Raw genomic sequence first — 18,049 nt, forward strand, 5'->3', positions numbered from 1 at the left:
ATCAGCAACAAAATCGGGAAATCGCTAGCGTTCGCAAATAGTTATAGTCTGTGATTTTCTGCTTGCCGCATATCCGCCAGGAAGCGCTACAGGTTTTTGACCGTGCCAGTTTGTAATTAGCTCGTCGATTGATTCTATATGATTTGACGAAAAACGTATTCCAGCGGCGGTTAAAGCGCGGGCGATTATTCTGCGTCTTATCGAAGTGTGTTGTTTTGTTAAAGGTGATATTGCTATTTTTACTTCGTGTGCGCAAGAATCATAATTTTGCTTTAAAATCGTCTCTCTTTCTATTATGTCAACTTGAGAATTAATGTAATCTAAATCGTCTTGTGCAAATTTGGCACCTTTGGCAAGTAGTAAAGTCATATCTGTAGCAAAAAACCGTGAAATATAAGGCATTAGAGTATGTCTTATTCTTGAGCGAAGAGGGTATGACTTTGGTAGTTCAACATCGCTTGGTGTTAAATCGCCGTTTGTTGGATCATCCCACCACTCAATGCCCAAATCTTTGCAAATATTGGTTGTTTCAAGCCTTCTAAGGTTAATTAGCGGTCTAGCAAAACGTATTCCACTTCGAACCGTAATATTTTTCATTCCAGCTACAGCCTCAAGACCTGCAGAGTCTCGTAAACCTATAATCACTGTTTCTGCTTGGTCGTCAGCCGTGTGCGCTAAAAGAACTGCGGATGCACCCAAATCCTTAGCCGCGTTAATAATAGCAGCGTATCTAGCGTCTCTTGCTGCAGATTCTTCTCCTTTTTCGCCATCTTTAACTTGCACGGACTCAACGAATATAAGTGATTTGTCTACTCCTAAACTTGCAACAGTATTAGCAGCGTTTTGTGCAACTTTTGCGGATCCTTCTTGCATGTTGTGGTTCACTATAATCGCTGCACATCGAATACCTCTGCTTGCGCACACTTTGACTGCCAGTGCTGTTAATGCTAGCGAATCGCGTCCTCCAGAGCATGCTACCAGCACGATTGGTGCGTTTGGTAAAGCCAAATGTTGCCCGTGCTGCAAGAATTGTGGACCTTGCACTTCTAGCCCAAGATTATCGAAGCAGCGTTTTACTTCGCCAATTCCTTTACGCCAACTAGGTGAGTAAACCATGCTTATAGTCTAAATCATAATGCGTAAGTTGTAACACGTCCGTCATTCGTTTATGCAATCATAGTTAGCATGCAGATTGCTGATATAAGAGATGATATTGATTACGAATTGATCAGTCACGAAGAACTTATGAAGCGTATTCGTGAGGTTGCGGCTCAAGTTAGTAAAGACTACGAGAACCGCGATATTTTGCTTGTTGCAGCGCTTAAGGGTGCTGTTAACACGCTTGCTGTTTTCTCGCAGGAGCTTAGTCTTAACGCGCCGATGGACTTTATGAGTCTTTCCAGTTATGGCAGTGGCACTAAAAGCAGTGGTCAGATTACGGTTCGCGAGGACTTAACTACAGATGTTCGCGGACGAAACGTGCTTATTGTTGAAGATATTGTTGATTCTGGCAAGACTTTGGATTGGCTCGTTAAAGAGCTTAAGAGCAGAGGCGCTGCGAGTGTGAAGGTGTTTGCGCTTCTAACTAAACCTGCTCGTCGCGAAGTTGAAGTTGATATTACTTACGTTGGATTCGAGATTCCAGATGCTTTTGTAGTTGGTTTTGGAATGGATTACGACGAAAAGTATAGGAATCTTGATTCTATCGCGGTTCTTAAGCCATCTGTGTATGAATCTTAAGTATTCTTTATTGATTTTGAGTAGTAATCTTAAGAAACTTTGGTTAGTCTTAAAAAATCTTGATTAATTTTAGGTAATCTTGAATAATTAAGTACTGGATAATAGAAACCAAATAGTAGGATTTAATCCTAGTTTTAAGCATATATTTCTATGTAAGGAGCCTTCAGAAGGATCCTGAAAGGAGCCTGATTATATGGGCGCTTCTCCAATGTCGCCTCGCGGACCTATGGGTGGACCTATGAAAAGTCCTTTGGGAGGTAACGGTAATAATCCGTTCCTTCCGCCTAATTTTGGAAAAAATCCAGATAGGAATAGTGGGAATAATAAGAACAATAAAAACAAGAACGGCAATAAGAATCAGAATGGTAATGATTCGCAGAATGATAATAATCCTGATTCTCGTCGTAAGTTCTTTAAATCTCCTTGGACTTGGATTGTTCTTCTTGTGATATTGTCTGTAGCAGGATTCCAGATGTTTGTGCATAACGGTACACAGACAATTGATACGCAAGATGGCTTGGAGTTGCTTCATAAGCGTAGTGCAAATTATGTGGAGGTTATTGACAACAAACAGCTTGTAAAGCTTACGCTTGACAAGAAGTATGTTAAGCTCGATAAGCGCGATAAGCAGAAGCACGATTATGGAAAAGACGTGCAATTCTACTATACGATTGCTCAGAGTAAGACTGTTGTTCAGGATATCGAAAAAGCTAAGCCAGTTAATGGTTGGACTGTTAGCATGCAGTCTTCTAGCATAATTTCTTATCTGATCACATCTATGCTGCCGATTTTGATTCTGCTTGGGCTTGTTTGGTTCATGTTTGGCAGAATGGCAAGCGCTGGCGGCGGAATGCTTGGAATGGGTGGCGGCCGTGGACGCGGAAAGCTTTTGGAAGGTCAAACACCTAAGACTAAGTTTGCGGATGTTGCAGGTGAACAGTCTGCTGTAGAAGAAGTTGAGGAAATTAAGGAATTCCTTAAGGATCCTTCTCGCTACAAGGCTTTGGGCGCGCGTATTCCGCGCGGTGTGCTGCTTTATGGCCCTCCAGGAACAGGTAAGACTCTTCTTGCGCGTGCTATTGCAGGCGAAGCTGGTGTGCCGTTCTATGCTATGGCTGGTTCGGACTTTGTTGAGATGTTTGTTGGTCTTGGTGCTTCTCGCGTGCGCGAGCTATTCGATGAGGCTAAGAAGAACGCTCCAGCAATCATCTTTATTGATGAGATTGATGCAGTTGGACGACGCCGCGGTAGCGGTATGACAGGCGGCCACGATGAGCGCGAGCAAACGCTTAATCAGCTGCTTGTGGAGATGGATGGCTTCGATAACGACACTAATTTGATTATTATCGCTGCTACGAACCGCCCAGATGTGCTTGATTCTGCGCTTTTGCGACCAGGACGATTTGATCGTCAGGTTGCTGTGGAAGCTCCAGATTTGGAAGGTCGCGAGGCGATTCTTAAGGTTCACGCTAAAGGCAAGCCTTTTGTTCCAGACGTTGATCTTCATATGGTTGCTGTTCGAACTCCTGGTTTTACGGGCGCGGATTTGGCTAATGTGCTTAATGAGGCGGCTTTGCTTTGCGCTCGTTCTGGCGCTCAGCTTATTGACAATCGCGCTATTGACGAGGCGATTGATCGCGTTCAGGCTGGTCCTAGAAAGAAGTCTAAAGGCATGGCTTTGGATGAGTTGCGTAACACTGCGTATCACGAAGGTGGTCACGCGCTCGTTGCTGCTGCCTTGCATCATACGGATCCTGTTACTAAGGTTACAATTTTGCCTCGTGGACGCGCTCTTGGATACACGGCTGTTATGCCAACTAGCGACCGCTATTCTCAGTCTCGAAATCAGTTGCTTGATCAAATGGCGTATGCTATGGGCGGCCGTACTGCGGAAGAGGTTGTGTTCCACGATCCAACTACTGGCGCTTCTAACGATATTGAAAAAGCTACAGCAATCGCTCGTAAGATGGTTGTTGAATATGGTTTCTCCTCTAAGCTTGGTGCCGTAAAGTGGATGGACGCTGATCAGGATTCTTCTGGTTCTTTGGATTCTTTGCAATCGCGTAAGTTCTCTAATAAAACTGCCGAAGTGATTGATGAAGAAGTTCACAAGTTGATTGAAACGGCTCACACTGAGGCGTGGGAGATTATTAATAATAATCGTGATGTTTTGGATGAGTTGGTTCGTCAGCTTCTTGTTAAGGAAACGCTTAACGAGAAAGAGCTTGAGCAAATCTTCTCTAAGATTCGTAAGGCTCCAGAGCGCGATTTGTGGCTTTCTAATTCGGATCGTCCAGATTCGCCTCTTCCTCCTGTAGAGATTCCAGAAAGCTTGAAGCGAAATATTGGTGTTATTAAGGATGATGCCTCTGAGGGTGATTCTTCTAAGGATAATACTGAGGATAAGTCGCCAGCTGATTCTACAGATGAAAATAAAAGTCTAAAATAATAATTTAATTTAAATAATAATTTAATTTAACAATTTTACGCGCGGTGTTTAGCGATTATGCAAAGCACCGCGCGTATAATATTTTTGGGAGGCGATTATGGACACAATTAAGTTAAGTGGTATTAAACCGAGTGATACTGATGCTTTTATTGGCTTATATACTCGCCTTAGTGTTGACGCTGTTTTGAGTTTAGATTTGAGGGCAGCGGTTGCTGGCGACTCTACCCAAACGGTTGATATTGCCCAGATTTCTAAAAGGCTTAGCCGCGTTTTGGACTCGTGTGTTCAAGATGATGATATTGCTAAGAATTCTTCGATCTGTTTGGAGCTTACGGCTGGAAGGCTACTGGATTCAGCTATGAAATCTTGGCTTGTTAAACAGGCAGAGATTACTGTTAATGCGCAGTTTAAAGCTGATTTTAACGATGCTTCTTATGATTTACCTAATGCAGATGGCGTGTCTATTACGATTCGTAGGGTTGCAGACGATGTGGAAACATCGCAGATTTTTGGATTGGCGAATCCTACAGATGCGTCGCCTTTTGCGGCTGAGCAGAAGGAAAAATTACAAGATGAGACTTCGAGAGATGAGTCTAAAGATAAGTCGCAAGCAACCAGCGATTCTAATTCTTCTTTAGATTCTGTCTATAGTCAATCTGGCTATAATCCAATTATCACGACTGCAGTAGTGTCAATGCAGGGAGAAAAATCAGAGTCAACAAAATTCGCCATGCTAGATGTAATCACGAGTTTGGAGCAATCGAAAGAACCTATTTCAACTCAATTAGACGGCGTTTCGGCGCTATATCAGGTAAGCTCTGATAAAGGCGAAGAATATTCTGCAATAATAGTGGTATCTAGTACAATGGTAGAAGATGATTTAGCGCTTAAGATCAAAGAAATGCAAATTTCTCAAGAACAAAATTTGCGATTGAGAATTTTAGGCACGAGGCAATACGGATCTGATAGTTCAAACACAAAGACTATGGATTCAGATAGGCTTGATTCACAGCTAAATGCTGCACAATTGGAGCCATGGATGCAAATTGAGCCAGATGCTTCAATTGACGGAGAACCACTTGCGTACAAACTTGCGTTTGCACCAGATGCAGCGCGAGTCGGTATTTATTCAGAACGTTGGATTATGGGAGAGTGTTGATGAAAGCTTACCGCACGCCTTGGTGGTACTTTGTACTCGGGGTGCTATTTGGATTTGTATTCGGCGCATTCCTGGTGTCTATTACGGAATCAAGCGCAATATCGCTTTCTGGTGCGCCGTGGGTTGTTCTTGCGTTTATGACAATTGGTGGAATAGTTACCTTTATTCTTACTTGGCAGACGCATCAGTATGTTACTGCAAAGCCAGAGGAGCATAAGCATTTAAATATGCAGCTTGCTGTTGCAGCTCTTATGCTTGCAAAAGCGCTTGGAATGGCTGGAGCGATTCTAACTGGCTGGTATGCTGGGCAACTATTCATGTGTTGGCCGCATGCAAATATTCCGCTCTATTCCAACATTATTCGTGAATGCATTATAGCTGGAATAGTATGTCTTGTAGACATGATTATTGGTATTGTGGGTGAGTGGATGTGCCAACTTCCTCCAGAAGATGGTGCGGATGCATCAAGTGGTACTTCCGACAGGGCACAGTCAGCTGCTGCGATTTAAAATTATTTAAAATATAAAATTTAAAAATATAAGTATAAAACCGAAATACAAAACATAAACACAAACCTAAAATTTAAAAATCTGCTGTAATAATTTAATTTTAATTCAATTTAAATTCAATTTTTAAGGATGGTATATTACTTTGGCTGAATTTATTTACCAAATGATTAAGGCACGCAAGTCTTACGGGGATCGCGTGATTCTAGACGACGTTACCTTAAGCTTCCTACCAGGCGCAAAGATTGGCGTTGTAGGGCCTAACGGCATGGGTAAATCAACGTTGCTGAAGATTATGGCTGGTTTGGAGAATGTATCAAACGGCGAGGCTTCGATTACGCCAGGTTATACCGTTGGAATTTTGCAGCAGGAGCCACCTCTAGATGAAACGAAGACGGTTGGCGAAAACATTAAGATGGCATTTGGTGAGATTGCGCAAAAAGTAGCGCGTTTTAACCAAATCGGCGAAGAGATGGCAAATCCAGATGCTGACTTTGATGCATTGATGGAAGAAATGGGTAAGTTGCAAACAGAGATTGATGCTGCAAATGGTTGGGATTTGGATTCTCAGCTTGAGCAGGCGATGGATGCTTTGCAATGCCCAGACCCAGATTCGCCTGTTTCTGTGTGCTCGGGTGGAGAAAGGCGTAGAGTGGCGCTGTGCAAGCTTCTTCTTGAAGCCCCAGATTTGTTGCTGCTGGACGAGCCTACAAACCATTTGGATGCTGAGTCTATTCTTTGGTTGGAACAGTTCTTACACAAGTATGAAGGCGCTGTTATTGCTGTAACCCACGATCGCTACTTTATGGATAACGTAGCAGAGTGGATTTGCGAGGTGGATCGTGGTCAGCTTTACCCATACAAGGGCAATTACACCACTTACTTGGAAACCAAGGCTAAGCGTATGGAAATCCAGGGCGCTAAGGATGCCAAGCTTGCTAAGCGCTTAAAGAATGAGCTTGATTGGGTGCGTAGCTCGCCGAAGGCTCGTCAGGCTAAGAACAAGGCTCGTTTGGAGCGTTATGACCAGATGGAGCAAGAGGCACGCAATTCCAAGAAGCTTGATTTTTCGGAGATTCAAATTCCTGCAGGTCCACGCTTGGGATCGCAAGTTTTGGAAGCGAAGCATATTCACAAGGCTTTTGGAGATCGCGTGTTAATCGACGATTTGTCGTTTACTTTGCCTCGTAACGGTATTGTTGGCGTGATTGGTCCGAACGGTGTTGGTAAGTCTACGCTTTTCAAGACGATTGTGGGCTTGGAGCCACTTTCTGGTGGAGAGCTTACAGTTGGAGATACTGTGAAGATTTCTTACGTGGATCAGAATCGTGCAGGATTGGATCCTAATAAGAACTTGTGGGAAGCTGTTTCAGGCGGACTTGATTTTATTGAAGTTGCAGGCGTTGAAATCCCTACTCGCGCATATGTTGCAAGCTTTGGATTTAAAGGTTCGGATCAGCAGAAGCTTACGGGCGTGCTTTCTGGCGGCGAGCGTAATCGCTTGAATTTGGCTTTAACTCTTAAGCAGGGCGGCAACTTGCTGCTGCTTGATGAGCCTACTAACGATTTAGATGTTGAGACTCTTGAAAGCCTAGAGAACGCTTTGCTTGACTTCCCAGGCTGCGCTGTAGTGGTGAGCCACGATCGTTGGTTCCTTGACCGCGTTGCCACGCATATTCTTGCGTGGGAAGGCGACGATGAGAATCCTGCAAAATGGTACTGGTTCGAAGGTAACTTCCAAGCTTACGAAGAAAATAAGATCGCACGCCTTGGTGAAGAAGCTGCTCGTCCTCATCGCTTGCATCGTAAGCTTACTCGCTAAATCGCGTATAACTCGTGCTATCAGAGTAAAACTGAATTAAAATCACGTATTGAGCTAAAAAGGAGAACAAATGCCGATACTTGATAAAAATGATTCTTCTAAAGTCCAAGAGTATGAGGAATTCATAAAACATTCGCCTTATGGAAACGCTATGCAAGATATGCGTTGGGCAGATGTGAAAAGCAACTGGATTAGTGAATACGTTTATCTAGAAGAAAACGGTAAGATTACAGCAGCAATGTCTGTTCTCGGCATAAAAGCTGTTGATGATAAAATGTTCCTCTATGCTCCTCATGGACCAGTAAGTGATTTTTATGATATAGAAACCACTAAGAAGCTGATTGAAGAAGCTAAGCCTCTTATTGAAAAGTACAATGCGTTTTTGCTGCGAATGGATCCTTGCGTTAAAAACGATCAAGATCTTGTTAAGAAGTATAGAGAGCAAGGTTTTACTTTTAGGAGCGATGGGGAAAAACTTCATTCTTTCTCCAATCCTCGATATGAGATGATGCTAGATCTTGAGGGTAAGTCTACGGATGATCTTCTTGCTGGGTTTAGTGCGATGACAAGAAGGCACATAAGGGCTTCTTTAAAAGCTGGCGTTACATCTAGGTGGAGTCGTTCTCAGGAAGATATTGACAAGTTCTATGAGCTTACTGAGATTATGGCAAAAAGACACGGTATTACATACAGACCTAAAGAGTATTTTGAGAGATTGCTTGCAGCTTATCCAGAAATGAGAATTTATAGCACGGACTATGAGGGTAAGACTATTGCGTGCATGATTGGTTTGCCTTATAACGGTGAATTATGGTACATGTATGGTGCTACTGCGACCATGCAGGGCAAGGTGAGCCCAGGGTATTTGTCTATATGGGATTTGATTCAGTGGGCGCATGAGCTTGGAATGAAGTACTTTAACATGGGTGGTGTGTTCTCACTTGATGTTAGCGATGGTCTTTATTTCTTTAAGTATGGTTTTTGCAAGGCTACTGATCCGTTTATTTGGATTGGTGAGCTTGATGTCGTTGCAGATGAGGATGCATACAGCAAGTTTGTTAATAGGTGATCTCCTGAAAATTTGCTATTTCTAGAGTGCTATAGTGCGCGAGTTGGGGTGAATCTGGTGCAAAGTACATCATGTCGTTCGCGCGCTACGCTTTAAGAGCTCATGCAGGTCGCGTCTCCCGTGTTTGTTTCTATTTTGCTCAAAAAGGGAACAAATGCGGGAATATTCTTACGTGATTTTGATTATCTTGTAGTGTTTTTCTTATCCCGCGTTAGTTTACTTGTATTCGAGTGTAACGGCATGTCGTGTATAGCTTATGCTTATCAATATCATTAATAAAAAATATATAGCGAAAATTTGTGTAAACCTTATTTTGTTAATGTTTAGTAAGGAAAATCAGTAATTTTTTAAAAAATAATATAAATCTGTGATTAAAATCACTCAACAAATTCTCTCAAAATTATTGAATTTTTCCACGGGGGGGGGGGTAGATTACTCTAATTGGCAATTTGCTATCTCTGTGCTTTGTTTTGTTAGTTATTCTACATTTTATGAACAAATATTTGCCTGTGATGCAAAAAGTCGAAAAGTATAGACGTCCTAAAAGGGTGAAGTATATGACGAGTAAACAAAATAGCGCGAAACACATATCCATATCTAAAAAGTGCACAAAATCTTCGTACCTAGATAATTCTGTTATCGATTCAATGGCGAAATCGATTACGTCTACAAACTTTGAGGCAACTTCTTCTAGAAGGGTCTCTGTACTTCCTAAAATTGCTTTAACAGCAGTGCTAGCAAGTTTGCTTGCATGTGGAGCAGGATTGCCATCTAACCATGCATGGGCTAATGGCGTGAATATGCCTGACGGCAGCTATAGGTATGCGAATCGTGATTCTTCTACAAAGGCGCAGAGGTATGTTGATATTAAAGCACTTCCTTGCGATAAGAATCAGGTAACTGATAAGAATAAGGCTGATAGAGAAACTTACGGACAGTATTACAAGGTCGAATACCAGTTTAATTCTCAGGGTGAATGGTGGGGTGGTCGACCATTCTGGTGGGCGAGCGTGCCTAAGGATGTTGACATTGTAGATAATAAAGTTACTTTGCATAAAGATGAACAGTTGACTGGTGATGGCGGTTCCAAACAAACAGGTGCAACATATGGAAAGGATGCTTGGAATCAGTCTGCAAGCCGTTTCTGGTTTAGTAAGAATACGGAGAAAACTGAGTTTGAGAATAACTGGAAGAGGATGACTGGTGAAGCCGGCGGTTATGACAACTCAGGTGATACTTACAATACTTCTACAGCATATATGAACGATACGAGTGCACTAATTATTAACTGGGAGAGTAGGGGCAATAGAAAATCTAAGATTAGCTTTGTTATCAAACTGAAAGATAAAACGGAGCCTTTAAAGTTTGCTGCAGGTGTGTACTAGGTGATGGGCAACTGGCATTACACTGTTGGCAAAGTTGAGATTGCTCCAACGTTACCAAAGTATGCTCAGGAGTTAGAGCTTAATTATCCAAATGATAAGGTAGAGGTTGATTCTGCGAAATATGGCAAGAGTCTTACGAAAGACGAAAAGGATAATGTTCTTACAAAGCTGTGGGATGCTAATAAGAGTAATACCGATGTGTTGAAAAAGCTTAAAGGTATGGAACAGACTCAAACTGAAGCGGCTTTCAAACAGGCTGTAAAAGTTAATAATGATGGTAGCGCGACTATTACGTACAAAGATGACTCTAAGGATACTATTTCTAAGGAGAATCTAACTAAGCGCTACGTGCCATTGTCAGAGCGCACAAAAATTACGTATCCAGCTTTGACTCCTGTGAAGAATGCGTCTTCTCTTGATTCAACAGAGAAGACGCAAGTTGAAAATGCTATTAAGAATGCTAATCAGAATAAAAATATCAAGAGTGTAACTGTTGATGGTAACGGTAAAGCGACTATCACGTTTGATGATAAAATTGGCACTCCTTCCACTAAGACAATTGAAGGCCAGTATCTTGTAAAGAAGCAGCGTTCACTTGCGGATAAGTTTACCCCTTACTATCCAGTGCCAATGGCAGTTGGAAATCCAAGTAATTTGTCCGCATCTGAACAAAAAACATTGTTAGAAAAAATCTATGAAATTAATCAATCTAACAAAGAATTCATGGATGCTATAGGAAATCCAAATACAGACGATGCTAAGAAAAAAGCTATTTCTGTTAGTAGTAATGGTGATGTAACTATCACTTATACTGATAAGTCTAATGATAAGCTCGATGGCAGCAAGATGGTGTATAAAAGTAAGCCACTCGCTGATTTGACGAATATTACACTTCCAGCTCGTACAGCAGTTGATAATGCTAAGAGTTTAAAAGAGGAAGAACAGAATAAAGTTAGAAAAGCTATATTAACAGCCAATAATGGTCTTAAAAGCAAGCTAAAAGGTAATAATGAAAATAGTGCTATCACATTTGATAATGATAAGCATATTATGACTGTTAAGTTTAGTGATGATTCAACTTCTACCTTCGACTATTCTGAGTTGGCGTATACCAATGGTAATCCAGAAAAGCCAAAAACTGAAACAAAAAATAATAATGGTTACAAGTACAACATCACTAAGATTGCTATTAACGATAAGGATAAGCCGCAGGTTGCTGATTGGAATAGTTTTGTCATAAAGTTCATTCAAGATAATTGGAAAGTTAAATCAGGAAATGCTGAAATAACTACAGATTTTATAACTAAGACTGATGGCTTACTGAATAAACTTACCACTACTGGTGACAGTATAGGTAATGGAATGCAACTTTACAGATATAGTGGACAGTGGATTGAAAAAAATGGATCTAATCTTAAATTGGTTAGAGGTGGATTTGGTGGTGAAGATGGAATTGTAACAATTTATTTAGGCGACTCCATTGAAGTTAGAAAATCTAGTAAATATGGTGGTTCTGATTTAGCATTCAGTCTTACTAAGAACGATTGCTTTGTATCTAATGCTGCCGCTCCTAAGCCTGAAGAACTTAAGAAAGAAGCTAATGATCTTATTGACAAGATTCTTAAGAAGAATGGCTTAAATGATGAAGAAATCAATAAGTTTAAGCAAGAACATCAAAGTGAAATCAACAAGATTGCTAAGCCAGACGATTTAGACAAGATTATTAAGTCTGCTGATAAGCATGGTCAAGATGAGAAGAAAAAGAAAGATGCTCAAAAGCAGATTGAGAATGCTCAGGATAATCTTGGTTTACCTGAAGATCAGAAGAAAGAACTCAAAAAGAAGATTGGTAATGAGACTGATCCTGAAAAGATCCGTGAGAAGATAAACGAGTTCCAAAAGGATCAGGATCAAAAGAAACAGGAAGAGCATAATAAGCAGCAGCAACAAGCTGATCAGCAGGCTGAGCAACAACAGAAACAGCAGCAGCAGAAAGATAATACGAAGGTTGATACTGATATACAAACTCAGAATCAACAGGAGCAGCAAGACACAGGCAAGGCTGAAGAAGCTAAGAAGAAAGCTGAGCTTGAGAAGCAAAAGCAGGCTGCTATTAATGAAATTAACGGGAATGATAAACTCAAGCCTGAGGACAAAGAGCAGTTTATTAAGAAAGTTAATGCGGCTCAGGATACTGATGGTGTAAACAAAGCCAAAAATGCTGCTACACTAAAGGGCGATCAGAATCAGACTGATGCTGATAACAGTAATAATAATGGTCTTGATACTGCTAAGCAAGCTGCTAAGGATACTATCGGTAAGCTTACTAATCTTAATGATACTGAAAAGCAGAAGTATCAGGGTGATATTGATAAAGCAAATAGTCTTGATAAAGTTGCAGAGATTCTCAACAAAGCTGAGTTTGAGGATGTTAAAGCTGCAGCTAAGAAGAAGATTGCTGATCTGAAGCAGAAAGGTGATCTTACTGATCAAGAAGCTACAGATCTAAATAATCGCATTGATAAAGCTAATGATTTGCGAGAAGTTGAGGGTATTCTTGAGGAAGCTGAGTTAAATAAAGCTAAGAGTGATGCTAAATCTGATGTAGATAAGCTCACGAATCTTAACAAAGCTCAAAAGGATGCTTTGAAGCAGAAAATTGATGATGTTGAAACTGATCCTACCAGCGATAATTTGAAGACTGTTGATCAGGCTAAGACTGCCATCACTGCTGTTGTTGCTAAGGCTAAAGAGCTTGACAAGAAGATGAGTGATCTTAAGACTCTTGTTGATTTGGTCAATAAACAGAAAGAAACTCTTAAGAAGTCTGATGGCTACAAGGATACATCTAAGAAGAATGCTTTTGACACTGCATTAACAAATGCATCTACTCTTGTTGATCTAACTAAGGGTACGAATGCTGATGGTGCCAAGGTTGATGAGACTAAGAACAAATTAGAAAATGCTGTTAAGGATCTCGGTGGTAATACTGTTGACAAGTCAAAGCTTCAGCGTGAAATTGAGATAGCTTATGAATTGCAAGGCAAGAATAAGCAGGGTCAGGATGATTCTTCTAAGAAGAAGAATCCAAAGTATGAGAATGCTTCTAAAGATAAGAAGAATGATTTTGATACTGCTCTGTCCAATGCAAAGAAAGTTTATGACCAAAAAGATGCTTCACAGGTGTCTATTAATGAGGCAGAATCTAAGTTAAGCAAAGCAATTGATGCTCTTGATGGTCATGATAAGACTGAGTTGAGCAAAGCTATTAAGAAAGCGAATTCAAAGCAATCTGAAATTGTTTACAATAACGCGTCGGAAGATAAGAAATCTGCTTTTGATAAAGCGTTAAAATATGCTGAGGAAATCGAAAAGAAGCTTGGCGCATCAGATGTTGAGATCAGTAAAGCAAAAGACGACTTGGATAATGCACTTAACGATCTTAATGGTAAGGTTAAAACTTCTGATTTGGAAGCTGCTGTAGAAAAAGCAAAGAAAATGAAGAAGTCAACAACTGATCCTAAATCTGATGGCGATCCTAAGTATGAGAATGCTTCTCAAGAAAAGAAGCAAGCTGTTGATACGGCTCTCAATCGCGCTGAGTCTGCTCTTGCTGACGCTAATAATGATAAGTCAAAGAACACTCCTGAGCAAAAGCAGAAAGCTATTGATGAAGCATTAAATAAACTTAATGATGCTATTAGTAATCTTGATGGTGTTGACAAGACTAAGTTGACAGGAAAGCTTACGGAGGCAAAAGGTAAGAAGGGTACTCCTGCTTATAAGAATGCTTCTAATACCAATAGTAAAGCGCTTGATGACGCTATAGCTTCTGCAGAAAATATCGTAAATAAAGCTGGTGCAACAGAGAAGGAAATTTCTGATGCTATCAATAAGCTTACCAAAGCTATCGATGGTTTGGATGGTCATGATATTTCTGATTTGCATAACGCTGTTGATAATGCCAATACTAAGAAGTCTAAAGTGTCTTACAAGAATGCCAATCAAGATAAGCGAGATAATTTTGATAAGGCTCTGAAAGCTGCTGAAGAAATCTTGAAGAACCCTAATGGTAAGACTGAGCAGGCAATAAAGACTGCTAAGGATAATCTTGAAATTGCATCGAACGAGCTGGATGGCGTTGTTGATACATCTAAGCTGCAGTCTGAAGTTACTAAGGATACTGATATAAAGGATAAGCCGCAGTATAAGAATGCTGATAAAGATAAGCAGACTACTTTTGATCAGGCTCTTATCGAAGCTCAGAATGCTTTGAGTGAAGCGAAGAACAATAAGTCTCAGTCTCCTGAGGATAAGCAGAGTGCTGTTGACAATGCTTTGCAGAAGCTTCAGACTGCTGCAGCTTCGTTGAATGGTGCTGATATTAGTGCTTTGCAGGAAGAGATTGCTCTTGAAGGCACTGTGAGAATGTCTTCTGTGTACCTATATGACACTTCGGATAAACAGACTGCATATAATGATGCTTTGCAAGATGCGCAAGATCTCGTTTCAAAGTTGGCTGATATATCTGGTACTGGTAAAGATCTTGCTTCTAAGACTCAATCAGAGCGTCAAGCTCTTGTTGATTCTGCTTTGAAGAAGCTCCAGCAGGCTAAGAATGCGTTGACTGGTGTAGCTCCTACTCAGTCTCTGTCTCCAGTTATTCCTGTGAATCCAGAGTTTGAGCAAAAGCCTGTTCCAGTTCCAACTCCCGATACAACTCCAACTCCAGAGCAAACTCGTGATTCTGGTTTTGGTGTGAATGATAATGCGCCAGCTATTGTAGATAAGGGCGAGTTGCATTTGCAGATCGAGGGTGCTGAATCCGATTTGCAATCTAGCGATAATGCCAATGGTTCGCAGCAGAACAATGTGGATGATAACTCTGGCAATTCTATTAATTCAGGGAATGTTAGCAAGAGTACAAATAGTGGTAATGGTGTCACCAGCAGTTCTGCTGCTAAGCAAGATAATGCATCCAATGATAATGGATCACATGATGCAAATATCGATTCTGGTGTAGAGAATTCTCCAGCTGTTAAGCAGGCGGATATTGATGTTTCTAAGGCAAAATCTAATGTTGATAGTGCTTTGGCGGAAGCTAAAAAGGTAGCGGACGATCCTCATAGCACTCAGGAACAAGTGAATGCTGCTGTTGAGAAGCTGAGTGCTGCACGTAAGGCTTTGCTTGCTGCTAAGTCTCGTGCTTCGCAGGTTCGTGATGATGTTCGTGCTCAGGTTATTAAGAATTCTAAGTCTGCTGGTATGCGTGCTTATTCGAATGCTGAAATGAGTAGTGATAGTAATAAGCGTGGAGAAATCAGTGGCATGAATACTGGTTCTGTTGTTGCTCCTACTGGGCTGCTGGCATCGCTTCTCGCTGCTGCTGGAGCGCTATTTGCTGCTCGTCGTGGTGGATTGCGCAAAAATAAGTAAGCAGTTTTAGCAGTGTAAATTGGTTGCTCGGTTTTATAGCTTTTTGCTTGTAGCTGAGCAACTTTTTTTATTCTCGTAACCTGCATGGCTGACTAGTTTATAACCGTATGCACTTATGCAGGTCATTTTTTACTTGTATTTGTACGTGCTATGGGGGTGAATATGGCGTAGGGTGTGTTTCGACGTTCGCGCGTTACAGCGCGCTCACGTCTTTGTCTGCTATTGTTCCTTTTTGCCCGCATTTGTAGTCGTTTTTGTATAAAGAGGGAACAAATGTGAGAATAGGGTTACGATTATGTGAGCGTGCTGTAACGTGCGAGCTTTATGGCTTCGAGTTGAAATATGTGATATATATGAAGTTGTAGTGTTTTTGTTCCCAAAATGCGTAGTTTTGAAAACAAAAACACTACAGAGTAGTAACATGCATATGTACTAAGAATGTGTTATGTGATTATTAGAGGTTATTTTTGTTGCTGCTATTTATTTAGAAACAAAATGTATTTCACTCATAGCCATATGATGCCAAGTATTTCCGATATCTACAGGAATAATACGATAGTATTTAAAAGAATTCTTTAGAATAGCTGCAGGGATTTTTATATATTGGCGTTCTATATGGACTTGAGAAGTTTTCCAAGGAATAGTAAAAATCATATCTTTTTGTCCATCTTTTATATTTTCCCAATTTATTCCATCTTTAGATGTGGAAAGCTTAAATTTTTTAATTGCCTGATCATTACCGTAGTTAGCGTAGAACTCTATGCCAGATATTGATCTACATTTATCAAATTTATAATTAATTGATATCTTTTCTTGCTTTAAATGAGAAGGCTTAAAGTCGAATACTCCAGTTTTATATCTATTGGTGATCTCCCCATTAAAAAGATTATCTATAGCATGAGGTTCTACAGGAACAAGTCCATTAGAACTATATCGTTTCATATTGTTTGCTGAAAATTCAGGCGTGATAACCATGTGGGTTACATGACTGCTATGCTTCTGCAAAGAAACAATATTTACAATCCCACGTTTCATTACTGTTTTACCGCTACGTAATTTTGAAATATCATCTTCTGTTATTGGATCCCATGTTACTGGTTCTTGAGTTTCTATTCCATCACTCCAATTAACGCGTACATATGATTTTGTGCCTAATATGTTCTTTTCATAATAATCCTTAATACCATCACCATTAATGTCATAAGATTTTGTATTTATATCTTTATTACCAACAATTGGGTTTTCAGCAATAATGCTAACAATATGTAATTGATCGGAGGATAAATTATGTTGATTTTTAGGCAACTTTTTGTAAACTCGAACATAATCTATATCCATGGTATTAGGATAAGGCTCCCATTGCCATGACCCTGTCCAACCTCCTGATCGTTTTTCGTATAAAGACAAAAGCTGAATCATAGGATAGTCAATATTTACTGATACTTTAGCGTATTCATTACCATCTACATAAAAAACGATACGATCTGGGTATCCAGAGCGTGTTCCTGTACCTTTTTGCCAATCAAAACCATATACATGATATTCATCATTGAAACTCTTATTTTTGTCGTAATACGATCTCAATCCAGTAAAATGAGGAAAAGCAATTTTATCTCTCCAAGAATGTAGATTTGGTGGAACCTTATGATTGTCCCTGCCTTGTACTTCCATGATATCAATTTCAGCACTTTGCTCTGGAGTATCTTCAAATCCTAAGAGCCACCATGCGCTATGTCTAGCAGAACCAGGTTGACCTTTCATTCTCATCTCGTAATAGCCATATTGATTAATATGAGTTAGCTCTGTTTTGTCTGGATTGCGAACGATGTTTTTTCCTGTCCAATTGTGTAAGCTATTGCGATTACCGGTAGAAATACCGCTAACAATAGTTTGCCCATCAAATTCTGGACACCATGGTTGAGAATTTTGATTAATCTGTAATTGCAAATGTCCATTATTAACTAGATAGTTACTCGCATTTTGCGAAGTAGTGCTCCATGAAGATAGATATTTATTTACCCAATATTTTGTATCCAAATTATTTTCATTAAATTCATCATGAAAAATCAAACGATAGCCTTGTTTTTGTAGTTGATTACCTGGTATATTCTTACCAAATTTTGCGTAAAATGTGACGCCATTGCTTAGTTCAGAATGAAGAGTCTCAGGAATTAGAGATAATTTAAATGGGAAGATTGCCTTATATTCATTTCCTGAGCTTTTTATTCGCCAAAACCAGCCTAGAAAATCTTTACCTTTCCTAATAGGATTTTCTGGCAGATTACTGTCATAGATCGTATAATCTTTGCCATCAAAATCGACTTGTAATGTTTTTATTACGTTGTCGTCAATCATGAAACGAACAGGAATATTTGTCTTGGCTTTATCAGTGTCTCTATTCTTAAATGTACGGCTATGCTTAGAATTGATTTCTAAACTGTTTGCCACCGAAAACCAGTTACTTTGTACAACACATGTACTTA

The 18,049-nt window shown here is 40.2% G+C and carries 10 protein-coding genes; 8 read left to right on the forward strand and 2 right to left on the reverse strand.

Going from position 1 to position 18,049, the window contains the following annotated elements:
* Positions 1-24: 24 nt before the first annotated feature.
* Positions 25-1,116, reverse strand: coding sequence for a tRNA lysidine(34) synthetase TilS (tilS, locus tag HXT20_RS01465; RefSeq protein ID WP_004112231.1), 1,092 nt, complete (start codon positions 1,114-1,116; stop codon positions 25-27).
* A gap of 69 nt (positions 1,117-1,185) precedes the next feature.
* Here tilS and hpt point away from each other — a divergent pair, with 69 nt between their 5' ends.
* The 8 genes from hpt (at position 1,186) to HXT20_RS01505 (ending at position 15,566) form a co-directional block, all read left to right on the forward strand.
* Positions 1,186-1,740 carry a hypoxanthine phosphoribosyltransferase gene (hpt, locus tag HXT20_RS01470; protein WP_004112234.1) on the forward strand — a complete coding sequence of 185 codons (555 nt, stop codon included), beginning with the start codon at positions 1,186-1,188 and terminating at the stop codon, positions 1,738-1,740.
* A 193-nt stretch (positions 1,741-1,933) separates the two neighbouring features.
* Positions 1,934-4,189: an ATP-dependent zinc metalloprotease FtsH gene (gene ftsH, locus HXT20_RS01475; RefSeq protein ID WP_004575067.1), complete on the forward strand. Its 2,256-nt coding sequence runs from the start codon at positions 1,934-1,936 to the stop codon at positions 4,187-4,189.
* Positions 4,190-4,286: 97 nt separating this feature from the next.
* Positions 4,287-5,348, forward strand: a complete 1,062-nt coding sequence (locus HXT20_RS01480; protein ID WP_004137903.1) for a dihydroneopterin aldolase — start codon at positions 4,287-4,289, stop codon at positions 5,346-5,348.
* Positions 5,348-5,857: a DUF3180 domain-containing protein gene (locus HXT20_RS01485; RefSeq protein WP_004112239.1), complete on the forward strand. Its 510-nt coding sequence runs from the start codon at positions 5,348-5,350 to the stop codon at positions 5,855-5,857. The genes HXT20_RS01480 and HXT20_RS01485 overlap by 1 nt, the downstream gene beginning before the upstream one ends.
* A 142-nt stretch (positions 5,858-5,999) precedes the next feature.
* A complete protein-coding gene (ettA, locus tag HXT20_RS01490) occupies positions 6,000-7,676 on the forward strand; it encodes an energy-dependent translational throttle protein EttA (protein ID WP_004122991.1) in 1,677 nt (558 codons plus the stop codon).
* A 70-nt stretch (positions 7,677-7,746) separates the two neighbouring features.
* The gene (locus HXT20_RS01495; protein ID WP_004112243.1) at positions 7,747-8,745 is read left to right on the forward strand and encodes a lipid II:glycine glycyltransferase FemX; all 999 of its coding nucleotides are present in this window, start codon (positions 7,747-7,749) and stop codon (positions 8,743-8,745) included.
* A 557-nt stretch (positions 8,746-9,302) separates the two neighbouring features.
* A complete protein-coding gene (locus HXT20_RS01500) occupies positions 9,303-10,130 on the forward strand; it encodes a hypothetical protein (RefSeq protein ID WP_422114409.1) in 828 nt (275 codons plus the stop codon).
* A gap of 3 nt (positions 10,131-10,133) precedes the next feature.
* Positions 10,134-15,566: a sugar-binding protein gene (locus tag HXT20_RS01505; protein ID WP_422114410.1), complete on the forward strand. Its 5,433-nt coding sequence runs from the start codon at positions 10,134-10,136 to the stop codon at positions 15,564-15,566.
* A gap of 480 nt (positions 15,567-16,046) precedes the next feature.
* Here the strand turns inward: HXT20_RS01505 and HXT20_RS01510 are convergent, their stop codons facing one another.
* A complete protein-coding gene (locus HXT20_RS01510) occupies positions 16,047-18,014 on the reverse strand; it encodes a family 16 glycosylhydrolase (protein ID WP_004112247.1) in 1,968 nt (655 codons plus the stop codon).
* Positions 18,015-18,049 lie beyond the last annotated feature (35 nt).

The sequence above is a fragment of the Gardnerella sp. DNF00109 genome (assembly GCF_049262845.1).
GTDB lineage: Bacteria > Actinomycetota > Actinomycetes > Actinomycetales > Bifidobacteriaceae > Bifidobacterium > Bifidobacterium vaginale.